Here is a 20500-nt window from a genome sequence, read left to right as displayed (position 1 = left end):
GCTAGCGGATCGCTCCCTCGGACTTCAGTTCCTCGTAGCGCGCCTCATCTGCCCACCAGATCGAGCCCACGCCCGCGCCATACTCGGGCAGCGTGTCGGGCTGCTGGTAATAGTCGTAATAGGCAATCCAGGAACTGGGACGGACCCAGTAGGGGATGCGCAGATGCATGGCCCGCAGGACGCGGTCAAGAGCGCGGACCTTGATCGTCAGTTCCTCACGGGTATCCGCCTTTTCGATCTGGGCGATCAGTTTGTCGATACCTGGGCTGGCAACACCGGGTACGTTGAGCGAACCGCCCACATTGGCGTTCGCGGTACCGAACGTGTCGCGCAGCTCATTGCCCGGAGTGTCGCTCACGGGGATGAAGACGTGCATGGCGTCGAAATCGTAGGTCTCAGCCCGTTCGCGCCACTGGGCGCTGTCCACCAGGGTCAGGGAGGCGTCAATGCCGATACCCTGAAGCTGCTGGGCGAAGGGCGAAAGGTACTGTTCGGCGTCGGGGCTGCCGAACATCATTTCAAACTTCAGCTGGTTGCCGTCCGGGCCGATAAGCTGGCCGTTCTCCTGGGTGTATCCGGCCTCGGTGAGCAGGCGCAGTGCCTGACGCTGGCGGCCACGGTCGCGCAGATTACCGTTCCGGCCCTTGTAGGGCTCGACAACCGGATCGTTGAGGATGTCGCCGATCCCGTCGGGCAGTTCATCAAGCAGCGGCTCCAGAACGGCTCGTTCTTCCGGCGAGGGCACGCCCTCAGCGCGCATGTCCGTGCGTTCCCAGAAGCTTGAAGCCCGTGTTTCAACTCCGTGGAACATGGTCTCGTTGATCCATTCGAAGTTGAACATGGTAATGATGGCCTCCCGCACACGCGGGTCGGCGAAGGTGTCGCGGCGCAGGTTGAAGAACATGCCACCGGCGTTCGGGGCCGTGCGGGCGGGAATTTCCGCCTGGACCGCATCACCGTTGCGAACGGCCGGGAAGTTGTATTGGGTGATCCAGCGGTCGGCGTTTACCTCGCCGCGGAAGGTGTATTCACCCGCCTTGAATGCCTCAAACGCGGCAGCCTGGTCGGAATAGTAGTCGATGCGGAAACGGTCGAAATTGTGCCGTCCGACATTCACCGGCAGGTCCTTGCCCCAATAATCCTCATTTCGTTTGTACACCACGTAGCGGCCGGCCGCGACACTGTCGACCTGGTAGGGACCGGAACCCAGTGGCGGGTCCATTGAGCTTTCGGAGAAGTCGCGATCCTCGAAGTATTTCTCGGAGAAGATGCCCATTCCGGCCACCAGCGGTATCAGGTCGCGCACCGCCGCTCCTTCGGCAAAGGTGAATTTCACCTCATGCGGGCCAAGCGCCTCGACCTTTTCGATTTCGCCGAAATAGACGCGGTAGCGCAGCTGGCCCCGGTTCTGCATGGCGTCGACGGTGAAGACAACGTCATCGGCCGTGATGGGGGTGCCATCGGCAAAGGTGGCTTCGGGCCGCATCTTGAAGCTGACCCACTGTCTGTCCTCGGGGTAGGTGATGCTCTCAGCGATCAGGCCGTAGAGTTCATCGAGGCTGTCGAGAGTGCCGGTCATCAGGCCCTCGAAGACGGCCCAGGCGCCGGTCGGGTAGTTGCCCTTCTCGGTGTAGGGCGTCAGGGAATCAAAGCTGCCCAGGTCCCAGGTGTGGTGGATGCCGCCCTTTGGCGCGTCCGGGTTGACGTAGTCGAAATGCTCGAAATCCGGACCGTATTTCAGTTCCCCGAAGGTGGAGTACCCGTGTGATGTGGTTACCTCCTCGGCACTGGCAATCCCGCCCAGCGTCAACAGACCGACGCCAAACGCCACGGCCGCTGAGAGGCTGAGGGAGCGGAGCGATTTTCCGGGGGAGGTGGTCGGGGCCCGTAAGCCTTGGTCCAGGTGCATCTTTGCTCCTAAATTCAGCGGATTTCGTTCAGCCGAGTTTAGTTAGGATTGAGCGAGCGGCAAGCTTCAATTGCACGTGCAGGATGCATCAAATCGTGAGGCGGGCGTGAACGTTCGTGATCACGCCCGGATCGGCATATATCAGGGATTGGATTCGAGGTAGGCGATTACGTCGGCACGGTCGCTGGACTTTTTCAGGCCGGCGAATGCCATGGCCGTGCCGGGTGCATAGCCTTTCGGGTCCTCGAGGAAGCCGTAGAGCTGTTCCGCGTCCCAGTTGCCCTCAAGCGATGTCAGTGCGCCGGAGTAGTTGAAGCCGCCGACCGAAGCGATTTCGCGGTTCACGACACCATTGAGGTGCGGACCAACGCCGTCGGAGCCGTCAAGCTTGTGGCAGGCTGCGCATTTGCGGAAGACCTTTTCGCCGGATGCGGCGTCGGCTTCGGCCATGACGGCTGCGATATCGACCTCTTCCTCTACGGCTTCTTCACCACCGGTTTCCTCAACCTCGATGGAGTAGGCGACCTCATCGGAATGGGTGTCGTAGATGGAATGGGCCAGCATGGAGATGAGCAGGAAAGCAAGAAGGCTGCCACAGACGCCCGCCACCAGTTTGTTGATTTCCATCGTGTTCATGGGTAAGACACACCTCTGTTACCGGGCCGGCGGCCATCGTTCCTGTCCCGGTCCTTCTATCCGCAAACGGATACCCGGTGCAAGCCGCTGAACGCATTCGCCGGGGCCATGTGTCGGAAAAATCCAGAGAAAGTGAAGCTCCCGCCGGAATGGGCTTATTTCGACATGAATTCAGTCGAGTTGATTTCGTGGGCGCGCGTCCTGGGGCGTTTCCGGTTTCGGAACTGGAAAACTGTCGCAATTTGCCGTTGGACAGAGCGCAAGACGGATAATTGTGATTCCGGACGACGCCGAAACGCTGTAGAGCCACAGGCCTGACAGTAAGGGACGACACAAAATGACCACGTCAACCGGCCGCATATCCTATCAGGGAGTTCCGGGCTCCTATTCCCATCAGGCATGCCGGGAAGGTTTTCCGGACTGGGAAGCGGTGGCGTGTCATTCCTTTGAGGGCGCAATCGCCGCGGTTCACGAGGGGAGGGCGGATCTGGCCATGCTGCCGGTGGAGAACTCCACCTATGGCCGGGTAGCGGATATTCACTCGCTGTTGCCCGATTCCGGGCTTCACATCATTGGCGAGCAGTTCGTGCGGGTGCATATCAACCTGCTTGCCGTTCCCGGCGCGGGCCTGTCCGACATCAAAACCGCCATGAGCCACACCGTCCTTCTCGGGCAGTGCCGGTCGTTCCTCAAGGAAAACGGAATCGCCCAGGAGACCGCCGCCGATACGGCCGGCGCGGCAATGGCCGTGGCGGAGGCGGGCAATCCCGCGACGGCGGCGCTGGCGTCGGAGCTGTCGGCCGAGATCTACGGTCTGGAGGTGCTGGCCCGCCATATCGAGGACCAGTCGCACAACACCACGCGTTTCCTTGTCATGTCGCCGGAGCCGAAACGTGCGCCGCAGGGGGATGTGCTGACGACATTCGTGTTCCGTGTGCGCAACCTGCCCGCCGCTCTCTACAAGGCGATGGGCGGGTTCGCGACAAATGGCGTCAACATGATCAAGCTGGAAAGCTACATGGTCGACGGCCATTTCACGGCGACGCAGTTCTATGCGGACATTGAGGGACACCCGGACGACCGCAGCGTGGCGAATGCGCTGGAGGAACTTGAGTTCTTCACCACGAAACTTCAGATCCTGGGCGTGTATCCGGTGGACCAGTTCCGCCGGTCCGACATGCCGTCGCTAAAGTATTGAAGTTCCGCGGTATTGATCTACCATTGGCTGTGTCCGGCACGTGCCGGACGGAACAGTGGGGAGGGAATACCTTGAAACTTACAGCTATCGTCGCATCCGCTCTGGTGTTTGCAGGAGGCGGTTTGGCCCATGCCCAGCAGTCTTCCGCGCCCGCGAATGCGAAAGCGTATATCATTTCACCGACTGACGGCGAGACGGTGTCCAATCCGTTTAAAGTGGTTTTTGGGCTCTCGGGCATGGGTGTGGCTCCCGCGGGAACCGATGCTGAAAATACCGGGCATCATCATCTGCTGATCGACATTTCGCCTGACGACCTCGACTTTACCGAGACACTGCCGGCGGATGACAATGTGCGGCATTTTGGTGGCGGGCAGACCGAGGTGGAAATTGAACTGGAACCCGGTGAGCACACGTTGCAGCTGCTGCTCGGTGATATGAACCACGTGCCTCATGACAACCCCGTCATGTCGGATGTCGTGAATATTACGGTTGAGTGACCGAAAGCGGGCGGCCGTTCAGTCGAGCGCGTCGCCCAGCCATCTCTCTATCAGAAAACGCGCGATTGAGCCTTTGCGGGCCGGTTTCAGACCCGGAACGCGCCCGTCGATGGCCGCGAGCATTTTTTCGCGGCTGACCCAGATTGCGTCCTCAAGCTCGACCGGATCAAGGGTGATGTCGGTCGAAAGAGCCTCACCCTGGCAGCCGATCATCAGGCTGGATGGGAAGGGCCAGGGCTGACTGGCGAGGTAGCCGACCTCGCCCACCGGAACGCCGGCCTCCTCCCAGACCTCACGGCGCACGGCGGCCTCAATGGATTCGCCAGGCTCCATGAAGCCCGCAAGCAGGGAATACATGCCTTCCGGCCAATGCGGCGACCGACCCATAAGAACCGAGTTTCCATGCAGGATCAGCATGATGACTACCGGATCGGTCCGGGGGAAGTGCTGCGCGGAACAGGACGGGCAGGTGCGGCGCCAGCCCGCGTCGTCCATGTCTGAGGCCGCACCGCAATTGGCGCAGAACATGTGCTTTTCGTGCCAGGCGTAGATGCCCCGTGCGGCCGCCGCATTACCGGCATCGCGGGGCGAAATATCCGCCATGATCGCCCGCAGCTCGCGGAATTCGTAGCCGTTCCCAAGCTCCGGATGGACGTGCCGCGACGCGTCGAGAAAGGGCGGCGGGGCATCGGAGGTTTGCGCGCCGTCCCAATCGGGGATTTTCAGCGCAAAGCGCGGCGCGCCGTCCTCAAGGCCCAGAAAAATCGCATCGGAAAGCCTGCCTTCGAAAACGGTGTTGCCGGTTGGAAGCCAGCCGAGGCTCCAATCGCCGGACACGTCGAGCAGTACCTGGCTTTGCCAGAGCGCCAGGCAGCGGGCATCGGTGCGCTCCCACAGTTCACGCAGTTTCTCACGACTGGACCGGAACCAAGCCGCGCGATCGAGTGTGCCGCCGGCAAATGTTACCGCTTCCGCATTTTTCATTTCCGGCTCCCAGGCTGTTGGAAGATCCCGCATAGCCCAATCCCGATGGCGCGGGCAAGGCGGCCTGACGGTGTGATGCGGGGACTTGAAAAGCCGTTAGCCAGTGCATATACACCACGTTGAGAGGTTGGCGCGGGCAGGCGCCTCGCCAACCCGGTCAGGTCCGGAAGGAAGCAGCCGTAACGAGCCCCGCTTGGGTCGTTGTTCAACCTCTCACTGATCGAAACCGGCAACTGGAGGCGTTTTTTATGAATGTGTTCGTCGCCCCCAGGATGGGCCGGTAGATCCCCTTAACGGGAGTGCGCTCCCGTGAATTCCGAAAAGTCCATCCATATCCGCCGTTTTGCGCGCGTTTGGCCGCAATCCGGTTTCCCTGTTTCGTTCCCGTGCTGTCGGGAACAGTGATGGCAGAACAATGACACTTCAGTCAGACATACTTCGCGACCTCGGATGGTCGCCCTCCTATCAGTCGCAACTCGACATTGATGAAATCGAATCCCTCGATCCCGCCCGGATCATTTCCGTCCACCGCAGCAGCGTTGATGTAATCAGCGCGGGCGGCGAGCGGCGCGTGGATACCGGACCAGACCTGTCCAGCGATCGGCTCGCCGTTGGAGACTGGGTTCTCCTGAACCGGGATCCCCTGCGGCTTGAGCGTCTGCTCGAGCGGCAGACGCTGCTTCAGAGGCGTGGTGCGGGAACGGCACGGGATGCGCAGTTGATCGCGGCCAATGTGGATACGCTGTTCATCGTCTCGTCGTGCAACGCCGATTTTAATATTGCCCGTCTGGAGCGGTACATGGCTCTGGCAATGCAGGCCCATGTGCAGCCCGTGGTGGTGCTGACCAAAGCCGACATGTGCGACGATTCGGATGCGTACCGGGACCGTTTGCGGGGGCTTTCGCCCGATCTGATCAGCGAGGTCGTAAACGCCCGCGATCCGTCAGCGGTGGAGCGGTTGATACCCTGGTGCGGCCGGGGCCAGACGGTTGCCTTCGCCGGGTCGTCGGGTGTGGGGAAATCGACCCTGTCGAACGCCCTGACCGGTGGAAACCAGGAAACGCAGGGCATTCGGGAAGACGACGCGCGGGGGCGTCACACCACGACCGTGCGTCTGATGCAGAAGATGGACGCGGGTGGCTGGCTGATCGACATGCCGGGAATGCGGGCCGTGCGGCTTCTGGACGTCGAGGAGGGTGTCGCGGCCGTGTTCGGGGATATCGAGGAGTTGGGCGCGTCGTGCCGATTCGGTGACTGCGCCCATAGCGTCGAACCCGGCTGCGCGGTGCAGGCGGCGATTGACGCGGGCGAACTGGACCCGGACCGGCTGGAGCGCTGGCGCAAGCTGAAGGCGGAGGACAACCGCAACTCGGCGTCCATCGCGGAGAAGCGGCGGCACTCCCGTCAGCTTGGCCGGATCTATCGGGAGGCAAAAATGGAGTCGCGAAGCCGAAAAGGCGGGCGGTAGACCGCGCCCGCCCAAGCCGGTTTCACGCCGTCTCGGAGGCCAGCTGACGCAGAAGTTCGGATATTTCCGGATCTCCCGCGTTTTCAATAAGCAGCGGGGTCGGCTGCGCGCCGGCCCCGATCAACAGGCGAATGCACTCCGCGTGGTCCGTTTCGGCATCGCGCGGAGCGTTCTCCGAGCCGTGGACCACGGTTTCCAAAGCATTTCCGCCATAGCCGTTTTTGTGGCTGAGGTCCGGTCCCAGCGTGAGCAGATAGCGCAGCATGTCGGACCGGCCCGCCCATCCGGCCAGATGCAGGGGCGGCAGGCCCATCTCGTCGGGATAATCGGGGTCGAAACCGGCCGCGATAAGTGCCTTTGCGTGATCGACCCGTCCGGGCATGGAAGCGATCCGGGTCAGAAGCAGCCGCGATTCCTTCGGCAGGGACGAAAACTCAACACGTTCCCCGGTTTTGACCAGCGCGGCGCAGTCGGCCAGAACCTGGTCCTCCGCGCTGAGGTCAGACTCGTATCCGCGGGCGGTCAGGGCGTCGGCAAAAGCGGCGTTGCCATAGATCCGTGCCACGGCCCAGGGGGTGTATGCCTGCCACTCAACCGTGGCATCAGCGCCGAAGTCGAGAAGCAGGTCCGCGAAGCGACCGTCACGACCACGGCGTGCGGCCTGGTGGAGCGACGGAATGATGGGGATGGGCTCGCCACTTGAGTGCTCGTGCGCGACCTCGTTCGGGTCGGCGCCATGTTCGAGCAGAATGCGTGCGCCCTCGAGATCGTCGAAATCGAGCATTCGGATTAGCGCGTTGGTGCCCTTGGTGGCTGCGCCATGCTTCAGCAGAAGTCGCAGGCCATCGTGATGACCGAGTTCGGTGGAGTGATAGAGCGATTCCTCATCATTCGGGCTCGCGCCGTGGTCCAGCAGCCATTCGGCCAGTGCCAGGTTGTTGGCGTGTCCCAGCGCCCCGTATAGCGCGGGCAGGAGATATCCCGACCCGGGCTCCTGCTCGAACCCGTCATTTACGTCTGCGCCGTTTGCCACCAGCAGTTCGGCAATCCGGAGCATGTCCCGTTTCTTTTCCGGTGCGATGTGGATGTAGCGCGAGAAACAGAGATGCAGGATGGGAGTGCGCGGGCCGAGTTTGCGGGTCGCGCATGCCGGGTCATTGGCGATGGCCGCCTCGACGGTCGGCAGGTCGTAGAGGGCAATTTCGAGGCCCAGAATGCCGCGCGCGAGATCCGGGGTCTGGTCGAGAAGGGCACGAACCACGTGGTTTTGGCCATGGAACAGCGCGATTTTCAGCCGCTGCTGCTTCTCCGCCCTGTCGAGTCCCTCGGTTTCCGCGGCCGCCTTGAGCGCCGGCCAGCTGGTGAAATTCCGTTCGCGGGCGATGACATGCAGAAACTCCGCGTGCTGCGGGTTTTCACGTTTGGCTGGTGAAAGAACGGCCTCAAGCCGGGCAATGGCCTCAGGGTCGCTGTTCTCCCAGGACTTGCGGAGCCGTTTGGCCTGGCGGCGCAGGTTTTCGATGGGATCTGACATGGTTTTCTCCTGACAGGGCCCGGGATCCGCCAGCTCGGGCACAGGAAAAACCAGTATGGCATTCCGTTCATGTGGGGATGTGCCTGGCACTTTCCGCGGATCAGGGTGCCTTCCCGCAAGGCACGGACATGTTAGATCGACCAGGGGCTTCGCGCAAGACGCGGGGGAAGCGTCTCTTGCCGCCAGGGTCGCCGGAGCCTAGAGTGCCCCCGACTGAATCAGGATCGCCATACCGCCTTGACAGATACATCCACCGAAACCGCCTATCGCGTTTTGGCCCGCAAATACCGGCCGGAAACCTTCGCCGATCTGATCGGACAGGAGGCGATGGTTCGTACGCTGCGCAATGCGTTTGAGGCCGACCGGATTGCGCATGCCTTCGTGCTCACCGGCGTGCGCGGCGTGGGTAAAACCACAACGGCGCGGATTGTCGCGAAGGGACTGAACTGTACCGGCAAGGACGGCAATGGAGGGCCGACGATTACACCCTGCGGGGAGTGCGAGGCCTGCGTGGCAATTTCCGAAGGGCGTCATGTGGACGTTCTGGAGATGGACGCGGCCAGCCGTACCGGCGTGGGTGATATTCGCGAGATCATTGATTCCGTTGCCTATTCGGCAACGTCCGCGCGTTACAAGGTCTACATCATCGACGAGGTGCACATGCTCAGCACCTCGGCCTTCAACGCGCTCCTCAAAACACTTGAGGAGCCGCCGGCGCATGTGAAGTTTATCTTCGCGACCACCGAAATCCGTAAGGTGCCGGTGACCGTCCTGTCCCGTTGTCAAAGGTTTGACCTGCGCCGGATTGAGCCGGATCAGATGATCGGTCTTCTCGAGAAGATCGCCACATCGGAAAAAGCCAACATCACCCGAGAGGCCCTGGAACTGATCGTGCGCGCGGCTGAGGGTTCCGCCCGTGACGCGACGAGCCTGCTTGACCAGGCGATTGCCCACGGTGGCGGCGAGACCGGTGTCGATCAGGTGCGCGCCATGATGGGGCTCGCCGACCGGGGGCGCATTCTCGATCTGTTCGAGCATGTGATGACGGGCGACGTGAAGGCTGCCCTGGATGAGCTTGGCAGCCAGTATGCCTCCGGGGCCGACCCCCTGGCAGTGTTGCGCGATCTCTCGGAGGTGACGCACTGGGTCTCAATGATTCTCATCACACCCGAGGCGGCGGAAGATCCGACCATTGGACCCGATGAACGGGCGCGGGGGCTGCAGTTTGCAGAGAAGTTGACGATTCCGAAACTCACCCGCATGTGGCAGATGCTGCTCAAGGCAATGGATGAGGTGACGGCGGCGCCCAATGCCATGATGGCGGCGGAAATGGCGATCATCCGGCTTACGCATGTGGCCGAACTGCCCAGCCCCGAGGCCCTGATCCGTAGGCTGAGCCGTGATCCCGTGCCGGGTGGCGGCGGACCGGGCGGCGGTGGCGGGCGTGTGACTGATGGTCCTTCCGGCAATGGTGCCACAGCCGGTGCTGCGGTGCAGGCCCGCCCCGTGCAGCAGCCACAACCGGCGCCGACCCAGGCCGCACAGACGCAAACTGTCGAGGCTCTGGCCCGGTTCGCAGAGTTTGAGGACGTTGTCGCACTCGTGCGGGCCAACCGGGACATGCAGCTTCTGGTGCAGATTGAGGACGGGGTGAAGCTCGTCTCCTATTCGCCGGGGCGTATTGAGTTTGAACCTGCCGATGGGGCCGCGCCGGATCTTGCCGCGCGGATCGGCCAGAAAATGTCCCAGTGGACGGGCGTGCGCTGGGTTGTTTCGGTGGTTGGGCAGGGCGGTGCCCCGAGCATCCGGGAACGGCGCGAAAGCGACGAGGCGAACCTGATGTCGCAGGTCCGGTCTCACCCTCTGGTGAGTGCGGTGCTCGAGGCCTTTCCAGGGGCGTCGATCAGCGCTATACGCGCGCATGGCGCTGACGGGGTCGCGGATGCCGGCAATGCGCCAGGGGCTGCGGCCGATGACAGTATTGATGTGGATGATGACGATGACTGGGATCCGTTTGATCCCTTCTCTGAGGAGGACTGAACCATGCTGAAAGGTTTGGGCGGACTTGGCGACATGGGCAAGCTCATGAAGCAGGCAAAGGAAATGCAGACCCGCATGGAAGAGGTCCAGAGCGGCCTCGACAGCATTGAGGTCGTTGGCGAAAGCGGTGCGGGCCTTGTCAAGGTCACGGCCTCCGCCAAGGGTGAGGTGCGCGGTCTGAGCATCGATCCGTCCCTTTTCGATCCGGAGCAGCGCGAGGTCGTTGAGGACTTGATCGTGGCCGGCATTAAGGATGCCCAGGCCCGGGCGTCCGCCGCGGCTCAGGAAGAGATGGGCAAAGTTGCCGAGGGACTGGATCTGCCCGCGGGCATGAAGCTGCCGTTCTGATCCGAACGGCCGGACCCGAATGAACGGACACGATGATGACGCTCCGGTGGAGCGGCTGATCGGGCTTATGGCCCGGCTGCCTGGGCTTGGGCCACGCTCGGCCCGGCGGGCCGTTCTGACCATGATCCGCAAGCGGTCCGCGCTGATGGATCCCTTGAGCAAGGCGCTCGTTGAGGTTGCGCAGACGGTCCGTGAATGCGACACCTGCGGCAACATTTCCACCTCCGGCACGTGTTCGATCTGTCTCGATCCGGCGCGGGCCAATGGCGAAATTTGCGTTGTGGAAAGCGTCGCGGATCTGTGGGCGATGGAGCGGGGCGGCGCCTATCGGGGGCGCTATCACGTGCTGGGCGGGGTGATGTCCGCGCTGGACGGCATTGGCCCGGAAACCCTGCGCATCCCCGATCTTGCGGAACGGGTCGTGGCGGAGCAGACGCAGGAGGTCATCCTCGCGCTCAACGCGACAATCGACGGGCAGACGACAGCGCATTACATCTCTGACCAGCTTGGTCCGCTGGGTGTTCGCGTCACGTCCCTCGCCCAGGGCGTGCCGATTGGTGGTGAGCTGGATTACCTCGATGACGGCACGATCGGCGCGGCCCTGATCGCGCGCAAGACCGTTCTCTAGCTGTCGGAGACCACGCGCCAGTAGGCCAGCACATTTCCGAAACCCGTTTCCGTAAATGTCAGGTGACCGTCCGGGGTGGCCGCGAGGTATATGCCTTTCCTGCCGGAATTCGTGATCATGTAAGTGTCGGGCATGCCAGCCACCGGGTCGAAGGACCAGTGCTGGGAGGCTCGTGCAAATTCACTGGCGTCCTGGTCCGCTGCTTTCGTCAGAGAAAATGGATTCTCGCCGGTCGTAGCGGTCAGGTTCAGGCCTTTGCCCCGGTAGCCGGAGGTCATGGTGTAGGCTGGGGCCTTGGAGCCTTCGCTCTCACTTGTTGCGGAGAGCCGCCATCTCTGGGCGCGGTCGAGCGAGGGCGTGTCTAGAAACGCCGCGTTCTGTTTGCCTCCCGTGACTTCGCGTTTCGTCGATTGCGCACTGAGGACGAAGGGCGCTTTCAGCCCGGCATTGGTGATCCGGTAGTCTGTGCCAGGGTCGAACTCCACCGTCGCTATTTCGGGTGTAACGGCAGCTTCGGCTCTTGCGGCGCATCGCTCATCCAGTTCCGCGGTGGTGATTGTGAGCCATGGTCCGCGTCCGGCCTCTGATGCCGCGCGTTCCGCTGGCTGGGCGAGGCCGATGCCCAGATGCGGTGCGGTTGCCATGATGGCGTGGCACTGTTCCGGCGTCGCGATGCCATAGGGACCGGTCATTGAGAGCAGCGTCCTTTCGGGATCGGTTGCGTTGGGCATGACGGTTTCAGACAGGTGCTGTCCTTCGCACCCGGTGGCCTCGAACCTTTGCTTGGTGTTAAGCCCGTCCTGCACGCTAGGGAGATCGGGAGGGATGCTTTCCGTCCTTGCCATGTCATCGCTGTGTGCCTGCGCGGCTTTGTTCAGGTCGGGGCTCAGGAGGATCGGCGGTTGCGGGGGCATGGCGACGCCGAAACAGGTCGCACCCGCCTCGCGCATTGCGTTGATGTGATCCACAAATTCCTGCCGATATGCCTCCAGCCTGTCACGGCGAAACGGTCTGGCCGCGATGAACACAAACGTGGTCGCGTCCGCCCCTCTGAAGGTCGCGACGCCGATCTCTGACAGGTCGGTTGCAAGCAGGTTTCGGCAGCTGGTCTCGTCCCCGACATGGGCCCGGGCGACGAAAGACCCGGTGGGTTCGCGCAGCCGCGTCTGCACCATTCCGCCGGTCACGCGCCAGTGTACGTAGCCGGTCTCCCGGGTGAAACGCAGGGCGTCATCCGGTGTGGTTTTTTCTTCCGCCAGAGCCTCCGCGAACAATGTTGCGGCGGCGTTCAGCAGGATGTTTGGCTCCAGCGGCGCGCCGGTCCCGGTGACGCCAGGGCACGTGGTGCCGGTCGCGCGATATTCGTTCGCGGCGGCCAGAAAATCAGTCTGAAAATCCGCGTGAGCGGGCACGCCCGAAAACATCAGCTTCAGGCCAGTAACCAGGCCTGCGCCCAACGGTGCGCGTCTCCAGACTGTTTGCATGGCAATTCGTCCCCTGCATTCCGACGGGGCGCAATGCTAAATGGTTGGGCTTAACCGATTGCCAACGGATGTGAAACTTTAGGTCGCGGGGCGCGGGGTGCCGCTGATCCGGGCCGCGATGTCGTCCGCGAGAAGTTCAACCGCGCGGGCATGGGCGGCCGCGATCCCCTCAAATCCCGATACCGGCACGGCCGTGCGAATGTCGAACCGCTCGGACGCAAAAATGCGCCCGGAGTCCGGGTCGGTCACGATGTACTGGCCGGAGAACTCGAGACTTCCCGACTCATTTCCAATCAGACGGTCGGTCAGCACTGACACCTGAAGCCCTGGACGGTCCAGGCCCGGCCAGGGTTCCGCGCCGACCTGGGCGGTGAGGCGGGTGCCGAGCGCCGCCACCAGATGCCTCGTCAGGCCACGGCGGGGGGTGTCAGCCCAGCTTGCTGAACTGTCAAGCTCGACCGCACCCTGGTCGGTGACGACCGCCATTTCGATGGCTTCGGCATAGCTTGGCAGGCTGATTTCCGAGACGCTGATCGTGCGCACGGGCGAGGCGAGTTTGGTCGGCGCTTCGGTTGGAGGGGGCAGGAGATAGTATTCCGGGCTGCTGCAGGCTGCCACGAGGGCCAGCAACGGCACTCCCGCAAGTTTCATGAATTTGCGCATCTCTACCTCCCGAACAGGACCGAATTGGGCCGGCGTTCCAGTGCGACCGCAAGATTGTTGACCGACCGCGCGGCGTCGCGCACCTCACGCAGCAGGATCAGGGTTTCGCGGTTGATCTCTGAATCTGGACCGAGCGTGGCAAGTGCGGCATCCGCTCGGCGCGCCACCTGGTTGAAACTGGCCACAAGAGCCGGGAGATCGTTGGCGGCCTGCGTGATCGCCGCTGCGGCCTCGTCGGCTGAGGCGAGTGTTGTGTTGAGATTTTCAACCGCGCCGCCCTCCCGCAGATCGGCCATCACCGCGCGAAGCTCCGTCAACGCGCCCGCCAGACTGCTCGGCAGCATGGCAAACTCCTCGCTGCCCACCAGCGCGTCGAAGGTTTCGATCAGCGCCGTGGTCGAGGCAACGAGTTCATCCAGCGGCAGTTCTGACGCCCTCCGGGACAGATCTGTGAGCGAGTTCACCAGCTCGGGCATGTCATTGGACGCCACGGAGATGTTGGCGAGCGTGTTTTCCGTCTCCACCACGATGCGATCCAGCGACTCCGTGATCCGCGCGGCGGCGATTTCTTCGGTGAGGGTGCGCACGGAAAGAAGCGTGGCATTGGCGTTGTCGAGCGCGCCACCGGTGCGGATTTCCTCAAGAATCATCCGAACTTCCGAGACCGCGGCCGTAACCTCAATCGGCAAGTTGGCCACGTCATCACTGCGCACCACGGCGTCAACGCTACCCACAAGGTCCGTGGCCGATGCCACCAGGTCCTCAAGCGGCAGGTCGGCGACCCGACTAGTCAGACCCTCGATCTCGCTCATGAGACCGGGCAGGTTTTGCTCCATCGTCTGATCGAACTGGCTGATGGCGGCGCTGGCGTTCTCAACGGCGACGGCAAGTTTGCCAGCCAGTTCCTGCTCCGCGACCTGGTCGACGATTTCACGCACGGAGGCCAGAATGGCCGCCACATCCGCAGGAGCGTTCTGCAGGTCGTCGCCGCTGGTGATCTCGCGCAGATCGGCAATCATAAGCCCTATGTTTTCCGGGGCGGACTGGATCTCGTCGCTCTCAATCAGTGTGTTTACGTTGTTCAGCAGCGTGGCCACCGACGCCATGATCTCCTCAACCGGGAGGTTGGACACGCGCGTCATGATGCCTTCGGCGGATGTCACAATGTCGGCGGTTTCTGTCTCGACCGTCGGCACGGTGGGCCAGGGCTCGCTGGTCCGGTCAAACTCCGCCTCGGGGGCGTCCGTGGCCTCAATGAGTTCGATCTCCAGCTTCTGGCTCAGGAGACCCGACCCGGCGAGCCGCGCGCGCAGGCCGCGGCTGACGGCGCTTTCGAGGAGGTCGAGGGTTTGCTCATAGGAGCCTTCCTCGTCGATGAAACCAATGCGAGAGGGCAGGATGTAGAACGCGGTTTCGAGAACGACGCTGGGGCCTTCCTCAGTCTCCGTGACCCTCGCATTCAACCCAGTGACCTCACCCACGCGGAGCCCGCGGAATTTCACCGCCGCACCGGCCTCGAGCCCCGCGAGGGAGCCATCAAACACCGCCGTCAGGCGGACGGGATCGTCCTGTTCAACTTCGCTGACCACACTGGTGCGGGCCTCGCGCTCGGACTGGTAGAGGGAGAATTCGTGATTGGGTTCGATCAGTTCACCGCCGGAGGTCAACGTGTCAAAGGACACGCCCCCCTGAACGAGCGCCGCGAGGCTTTCGACGTTGAACGAAGCCCCGGTTGCTCCAAGCTCAATGGAAAATCCGGAGGCGTTCCAGAACCGGGAGTAGCTGGTCAGGCGAAGATCATGCGGCGCATCGACGAAAGCGGAGATGATCACATCGCCACTCTCGTCGAGTTCCACGCTTTCGATGCGTCCCACGGGGATCTGTTTGAAGAGCACCGGCGCGCCCACGGCGATCGAGCCGCCATCGGGCGCCCTGATCGTGATCGGCGTTCCAACCTCATCGACCGCGGTCAGTTTTGGTTTTTCCAAAGCGGTGAAGGCACTTTGCCGCGGGCCTTTGATGTGGTCCCAGGACGCTTCTATATAGGCACCGCTCAGAACGGTTTCGAGGCCGGAAATCCCGGCCGGACCGACCCGCGCGCTGACAAGCCAGAACTCGGCCCCGTCATCGACAAACTCCGCAACCTCCTTGTCGAGGCGCACACCCACGGCAACCTCGGACAGGTCGTCGGTAAACTCCACCGTCTCAACGGTGCCCACGGTCATGTCGCGAAACCGCAGTTCGGTTTCGAGCGGTTTGATGCCCGATGCGCTCTCGAACAGGATGGTGATGAGCGGCCCGCGTTCGTTATAGGTGCGCCAACCAACGGACAGGGAAAGCGCCAGAGCGGCGAGAGGGATGACCCAGGTCAGGGAAAACTTTGGCAGCCACCGGCGTTTGGGTGCTTCGATAACCGGTTCCGAGGGGGTGGTGTCATTCATCAGACGCACCATCTCCTGTGCTGTTGTCCCAGATAAGTCTGGGGTCCAGCGATAGCGCGGATATCATTGTAAAGGCAACTGAAAGCGCAAAAAAGAACGCCGCGATCCCGGGTTTGAAGTTCACAACAAAGCCCAGATTGACCAGCGCGGCCAGGACCGCCACCACAAAGACGTCGATCATCGACCAGCGTCCCACGAACTCCACAACCTCGTAGAGAACAGTGCGCTGGTGCTCACTGATATGGGCGCGACCCTTTACCGTCCAGGCGAGGTAGCCGACGGCAAAAAATTTGCTCACCGGGATGATTACACTGGCAAAAAAAACTATGGCCGCGATCAGAAAGGAGCCGTGATGGATCAGGTCAATAACGCCGCCGACAATGGTGGAATCCTGCTCCCGTCCGAGAAAGCTTGTGCGGAGCATCGGGTATAAATTGGCCGGGATATATGCGAAAATGCCTGCCAACCACCAGGCCCAGACCTTCTCGATGCTTCCGGGTCTGCGGGAATGGAGCGGCGTCTCGCAACGCGGGCAGACCGTGGTGCCTTTTGGTGAAACGCGCCCGCAGGTGCCACAGCCCAGCAGGCCCGCATCGCGGGCTGTCAGTACCTGCTTTTCCGTTCCAGAATGCGCCATATGGTCTTTTCACAGAGGCTGGTGGCCTCAAGGATCACGATTATCAGGATCAGCAGCAGTTCCCAGAATGCCAAACCCAGACCCACCTTGGCCATTCCACCGATTTTGACAAGGGCAACAACGACGCCAACGATAAACACTTCGATCATAGACCAAGGCCGGAGCAGGTTGGCGAGCCGGAACGCGGCCTTGGTCTGGGGAAGGGGGCGCAGGTTCAGGCGGATCGGCATGACCGCCCAGGTCAGGGCCAGTGCCCGGATGATCGGCAGGACGATGATGGTGAAAATCAGAACGAACGTAAGCGGCGTTGTCAGCCCTCCCTTGAAGGCGAAAGCCGTCTCGACAAGGGTCGTGGCGCTGGTGAAGCCGCTGGCCGAAATCTGAAGGAACGGGAAAAACAGCGCGGATACAACGAGGATCACGGTGGTGAAGGCGCTGGCAAGAATGCGGTCGAGCGCCGGGCCCGGGGAGCGCAGCAGGACGTTGCCGCACCTGACGCATCGCAGGGCCGCCTTCGGTGGAATGGTCGGCACGGTATGTAGGGCGTCACAGACCACGCAGGCGATCAGTTCGCCGTCCTCGTTTACGTCGTGATCATGCGGGATGGACCCCTCGACCACGGGGCCTGCCGTGATCGCGGTCATCCCGGGCTTACGCCCCGCAGTTTCTCCGACCGGCGGCGCAGCAGTTCCACTGTCGTAAGGAGCAGGATCGAAATGATCACGAGGATTGTCGCCACGGACAGAATGGCCGGGCTGATCTGCTCGCGGATGCCGTTCCACATCTGGCGCGGAATGGTCTGCTGGTCATGGGCCGCCACGAAGAGCACGACGACCACCTCATCAAAGGATGTCACGAACGCAAAAAGCGCCCCGGAGATCACGCCGGGCAGGATCAACGGCATGATCACACGGAAAAAGGTCCGGGTCGGTGTCGCGCCCAGACTGGCGGCGGCCCGGGTGAGGGAGTGGTCAAACCCAACCAGCGTGGCGGTCACCGTAATTATGACAAAGGGAATGCCGAGTGTCGCGTGGGCCAGGATGATCCCGAAATAGGAATTGGCCAGGCCGGTCATCGAATAGAAGAAAAACAGGCCGGTAGCGGTGATGATGATCGGCACGATCATGGGTGAGATCAGAACCGCCATGATCGCCCGGCGATACGGCATTTCCGGACGCGACAGACCAAGTGCCGCGATGGTGCCGAGACAGGTGGCGAGGATCGTGGAGAAAAAGCCGATAATGATCGAGTTCTTCGCGGCATTGACCCAGTGCGCGTTGCTCCAGACATCCGCCCACCAGCTGCCGGTGCGCGGCCCATCGGGGTTCTCCATGCCAAAGGTCAGGAGAAGGTCATACCAGCGCGCCGAATACCCGGTGGGGTCCAGCGCCAGCATTTTCTCCGTGAAGGTGAAATAGGGCTCGGCGTTAAAGCTGAGCGGTATGACGATCAGGATCGGGGCAATCAGAAACAGGAAGATCAGGCCGCAGATCACCAGATAGGCGTAGTGCCAGACCTTCTCCAGGGTGGATGCATGTGATGGTAGAGCCATGTCGGTTCACCCCAGTTTCAGATTATCGATACCTACCAGCCGATCATAGAGCCAGTAAAGCAACAGAATGCCGGTCAGCAGAATGGTCGCAAGCGCCGCGGCCATGGACCAGTTGAGCGAATTGGTCATGTGGAACGCGATCAGGTTCGAGATCAGCTGACCGTCCGAGCCGCCAACAAGTGCGGGCGTGATGTAGTACCCAACCGCCAGAATGAAGACCAGCAGGGCGCCCGCACCAATGCCTGGGATCGTCTGCGGGAAATAGATCCGCCGGAACGCGGTCCAGCTTGTGGCGCCCAGCGAACGGGCCGCGCGGACATAGGACGGGTTGATTGGCCGCATTACCGAATAAAGCGGCAGCACCATGAAGGGCAGGAGGATATGCGTCATGGCAATGATCGTACCCGTCTGGTTGTAGATCATCTGGATGCGGCTCTCGTCATCAATAATGCCCGTCGCGACGAGCGAGTCGTTCACCACACCCTGGCTTTGCAGCAGCACGATCCAGGCGGTGGTACGGACAAGGAGTGATGTCCAGAAGGGCAGCAGCACGAAGATCATCAGCAGGTTGGAATACCGCAGCGGCAGGGTCGCGAGTAGATGCGCGATCGGATAGGCCAGAATGAATGTCAGGAAGGTGATCAGCAGCGACAGGATCAGCGTGCGGGTGAAGAGTTTGACGTAAACCTTCCGGTTTTCGTCCACATCAACAATATTGCCGTCCTGATCGAGGGTCTTGTCCACGGCCGCGTAGTAGAAATTGAACGTGTAGGCCGACGACGCGCCGCGCATGACCTGCCACAGAGCCGGGTCGGCCCAGTCCTCGTCGAGGTCGAGAATGGCTTCCCTGTAGGGCGGTTCAAGCTTGCGGGCATTGCGTGCGCCTTTGGTAAACAGCGACCGCGTGCCGGAGAGTTCATAGTTGACGCGGGTGCCGACGAGGCCGGCGGTCTTGTTCTCTCGGGCGAGGATCAGGTCCTGCGCCAGGGCATCCCACCCGCCCTCATCAGGGCTGGTGCCTTCGGGGTTTTCCTCAAACCAAGCCACAAGATTGGGCATGTTGTCGGAAAAAGCGGGGTTGTGGACCGACCGGTGCAGCATCTGCGCGATGGGGGCCACGAAAGTGATGAGAATGAAGAGGAGCAGGGGAAGTACGAGGAAAAACGCGCGGTTGCGTGCGTGCCGTTCCGCTTTTGCCAGCGCCTCGCGGAGCGGCTTGCCATCCGCGGTGGTCAGTGTGGGTGCCGGGCCGTTGCCCCGCGCGTCCGCCAGGTTTGCCATCCGTATCTCTCTCCGCTCGGTCGGGCGATATGTGGAGCCCGGCCGGGCTCCACATGGCAGTCAGGTGATCAGTTGGCGAGCCAGGCGTTGAAACGCTCGTTCAGATCGGTGTCACGGTCAGCCCAGAACTCGAAATCGTTGACCAGGGCATTGCTCAGATTGGCTTCAGCCGTGGGCATGTGCGGCGCCATTTCGGTCTCGCCGTCGGAATAGAGACCAACGAGCGGGCCGGAGGACAGACGCGCGGGACCGTAGGAGATCCAGCTGGCCTGTGCGGCAAGCCGCTCGGTGTCGGTCGCAAAGGCGATGAACTGTTTCGCTTCCTCAAGGTTCGGTGCACCTTTCGGGATCACAAAGAGGTCGAAATCGAGGATCTGACCGTCCCAGACAACCTCAAGCGGCTGATCCTCGGCAACGGCGGCATTGAAGATACGGCCGTTATAGGCGGTGGACATCACGACCTCACCATCGGCCAGAAGCTGCGGCGGCTGCGCGCCGGCTTCCCACCAGACCACGTCGTCCTTGATGGTTTCGAGCTTGGCGAACGCGCGGTCCACTCCCTCATCGGTTTCGAGCAGGTCATAAACCTCCTCAGCGGGAACGCCATCCGCGATCAGCGCCATTTCGAGGTTGGCTTTCGCCGTCTTGCGCAGGCCGCGCTTGCCCGGGAATGCCTCAAGGTCGAAGAAATCCGCCATGGTGGTCGGCGTGCCGTCGACGTTCTCGGTGTTGTAGGCATAGATGGTGGACCAGACGATGTTTGCCACCGCACAGTCGGTCAGCGCACCCTCAATAAAGTCTTCCTCGGCCGGGGTTCCATCCGGGGCGGGGGGCAGCATCGAGGTGTCAAGTTCCTCCAGAAGGCCCTCGTCACACAGACGGATCGCGTCGGAATACTCAACGTCAGCCACGTCGATGGTCACGTTGCCAGCCTCAACCTGCGCCTTGATCGGGGTTGCCGGGTTGTCCGCATCCACGGAGTTTACGCCGATGCCGGTCTCCGCAGTGAACGGCTTGTGGTAGGCCTCTACCTGCGAAACGGCATAAGAGCCGCCCCAGGACATGACCGTGATGTCAGCCTTTGCCGCCATGGCAAGACCGGTCAGGGCGGTCGTCAGTAGGAGGGTGGATTTCAACATTTTTGGTATCATCTCCGCAGTTGGTTATTCAGTTTGGTTGTTCTGGAGTGGCGGCCGGTGG

18 protein-coding genes and 1 other RNA gene are annotated in these 20500 nt (G+C 62.0%); 7 read left to right on the top strand and 12 right to left on the bottom strand.

Features of this window, described 5'->3' with window-relative positions:
* Position 1: 1 nt before the first annotated feature.
* Together ACP15P_RS07750 and ACP15P_RS07745 are read right to left on the bottom strand one after the other, a co-directional pair.
* Positions 2–1909, bottom strand: coding sequence for an extracellular solute-binding protein (locus ACP15P_RS07750; protein WP_424927892.1), 1908 nt, complete (start codon positions 1907–1909; stop codon positions 2–4).
* Positions 1910–2050: 141 nt separating this feature from the next.
* Positions 2051–2545 carry a c-type cytochrome gene (locus ACP15P_RS07745; protein WP_424927891.1) on the bottom strand — a complete coding sequence of 165 codons (495 nt, stop codon included), beginning with the start codon at positions 2543–2545 and terminating at the stop codon, positions 2051–2053.
* Positions 2546–2882: 337 nt separating this feature from the next.
* Here ACP15P_RS07745 and ACP15P_RS07740 point away from each other — a divergent pair, with 337 nt between their 5' ends.
* Positions 2883–3743 (top strand): prephenate dehydratase, encoded by an 861-nt coding sequence (locus ACP15P_RS07740; protein WP_424927890.1) that lies wholly within the window; start codon positions 2883–2885, stop codon positions 3741–3743.
* Between the two features lie 71 nt (positions 3744–3814).
* On the top strand, positions 3815–4240 hold the full coding sequence (locus ACP15P_RS07735; RefSeq protein WP_424927889.1) for a DUF4399 domain-containing protein: 426 nt from the start codon (positions 3815–3817) through the stop codon (positions 4238–4240).
* Between the two features lie 18 nt (positions 4241–4258).
* Here ACP15P_RS07735 and nudC read toward each other — a convergent pair whose 3' ends face one another.
* Positions 4259–5224, bottom strand: a complete 966-nt coding sequence (gene nudC / locus ACP15P_RS07730) for an NAD(+) diphosphatase (RefSeq protein WP_424927888.1) — start codon at positions 5222–5224, stop codon at positions 4259–4261.
* 121 nt (positions 5225–5345) lie between these two features.
* Between nudC and ffs the strand changes: the two genes are divergently transcribed.
* An RNA gene (gene ffs / locus ACP15P_RS07725) (signal recognition particle sRNA small type) lies at positions 5346–5442 on the top strand.
* A gap of 197 nt (positions 5443–5639) precedes the next feature.
* Positions 5640–6692 carry a ribosome small subunit-dependent GTPase A gene (rsgA, locus tag ACP15P_RS07720; RefSeq protein WP_424927887.1) on the top strand — a complete coding sequence of 351 codons (1053 nt, stop codon included), beginning with the start codon at positions 5640–5642 and terminating at the stop codon, positions 6690–6692.
* A gap of 22 nt (positions 6693–6714) precedes the next feature.
* Here the strand turns inward: rsgA and ACP15P_RS07715 are convergent, their stop codons facing one another.
* Positions 6715–8226: an ankyrin repeat domain-containing protein gene (locus ACP15P_RS07715; RefSeq protein ID WP_424927886.1), complete on the bottom strand. Its 1512-nt coding sequence runs from the start codon at positions 8224–8226 to the stop codon at positions 6715–6717.
* A 237-nt stretch (positions 8227–8463) separates the two neighbouring features.
* Between ACP15P_RS07715 and ACP15P_RS07710 the strand changes: the two genes are divergently transcribed.
* Genes ACP15P_RS07710 through recR form a run of 3 tightly spaced genes read left to right on the top strand, consistent with a single transcriptional unit; the run spans position 8464 to position 11242 of the window.
* Complete coding sequence (locus ACP15P_RS07710; protein WP_424927885.1) at positions 8464–10266, top strand: DNA polymerase III subunit gamma/tau; 1803 nt, start codon at positions 8464–8466, stop codon at positions 10264–10266.
* Positions 10267–10269: 3 nt separating this feature from the next.
* Complete coding sequence (locus ACP15P_RS07705; protein WP_424927884.1) at positions 10270–10614, top strand: YbaB/EbfC family nucleoid-associated protein; 345 nt, start codon at positions 10270–10272, stop codon at positions 10612–10614.
* Positions 10615–10633: 19 nt separating this feature from the next.
* Entirely contained in the window at positions 10634–11242 is a 609-nt protein-coding gene (recR, locus tag ACP15P_RS07700) for a recombination mediator RecR (protein WP_424927883.1), read from the top strand.
* On the opposite strand, the gene ACP15P_RS07695 is transcribed toward recR, so the two are convergent.
* The 8 genes from ACP15P_RS07695 to ACP15P_RS07660 form a co-directional block, all read right to left on the bottom strand.
* Positions 11239–12726 carry a CAP domain-containing protein gene (locus tag ACP15P_RS07695; protein ID WP_424927882.1) on the bottom strand — a complete coding sequence of 496 codons (1488 nt, stop codon included), beginning with the start codon at positions 12724–12726 and terminating at the stop codon, positions 11239–11241. The two genes, recR and ACP15P_RS07695, sit on opposite strands and share 4 nt — an antisense overlap.
* A gap of 78 nt (positions 12727–12804) precedes the next feature.
* Positions 12805–13389 carry a PqiC family protein gene (locus tag ACP15P_RS07690; RefSeq protein WP_424927881.1) on the bottom strand — a complete coding sequence of 195 codons (585 nt, stop codon included), beginning with the start codon at positions 13387–13389 and terminating at the stop codon, positions 12805–12807.
* A gap of 2 nt (positions 13390–13391) precedes the next feature.
* Positions 13392–15830 (bottom strand): PqiB family protein, encoded by a 2439-nt coding sequence (locus ACP15P_RS07685; RefSeq protein ID WP_424927880.1) that lies wholly within the window; start codon positions 15828–15830, stop codon positions 13392–13394.
* Positions 15823–16467, bottom strand: a complete 645-nt coding sequence (locus ACP15P_RS07680) for a paraquat-inducible protein A (protein WP_424927879.1) — start codon at positions 16465–16467, stop codon at positions 15823–15825. The genes ACP15P_RS07685 and ACP15P_RS07680 overlap by 8 nt, the downstream gene beginning before the upstream one ends.
* Positions 16434–17111 (bottom strand): paraquat-inducible protein A, encoded by a 678-nt coding sequence (locus ACP15P_RS07675; protein ID WP_424927878.1) that lies wholly within the window; start codon positions 17109–17111, stop codon positions 16434–16436. Before ACP15P_RS07675 ends, ACP15P_RS07680 begins: the two co-directional genes overlap by 34 nt.
* Positions 17108–18019, bottom strand: a complete 912-nt coding sequence (locus tag ACP15P_RS07670) for an ABC transporter permease (protein ID WP_424927877.1) — start codon at positions 18017–18019, stop codon at positions 17108–17110. Before ACP15P_RS07670 ends, ACP15P_RS07675 begins: the two co-directional genes overlap by 4 nt.
* Positions 18020–18025: 6 nt before the next feature.
* Positions 18026–19291, bottom strand: coding sequence for an ABC transporter permease (locus tag ACP15P_RS07665; RefSeq protein WP_424928127.1), 1266 nt, complete (start codon positions 19289–19291; stop codon positions 18026–18028).
* 77 nt (positions 19292–19368) lie between these two features.
* Positions 19369–20439 carry an ABC transporter substrate-binding protein gene (locus ACP15P_RS07660; protein ID WP_424927876.1) on the bottom strand — a complete coding sequence of 357 codons (1071 nt, stop codon included), beginning with the start codon at positions 20437–20439 and terminating at the stop codon, positions 19369–19371.
* Between the last annotated feature and the right edge of the window lie 61 nt (positions 20440–20500).

Source organism: Amaricoccus tamworthensis, from assembly GCF_049800875.1.
Classification (GTDB): Bacteria; Pseudomonadota; Alphaproteobacteria; order Rhodobacterales; family Rhodobacteraceae; genus Amaricoccus; species Amaricoccus tamworthensis.
The sequence above is the reverse complement of the archived record's forward strand: the minus strand, read 5'-3'. Positions and strand labels throughout refer to the sequence as shown.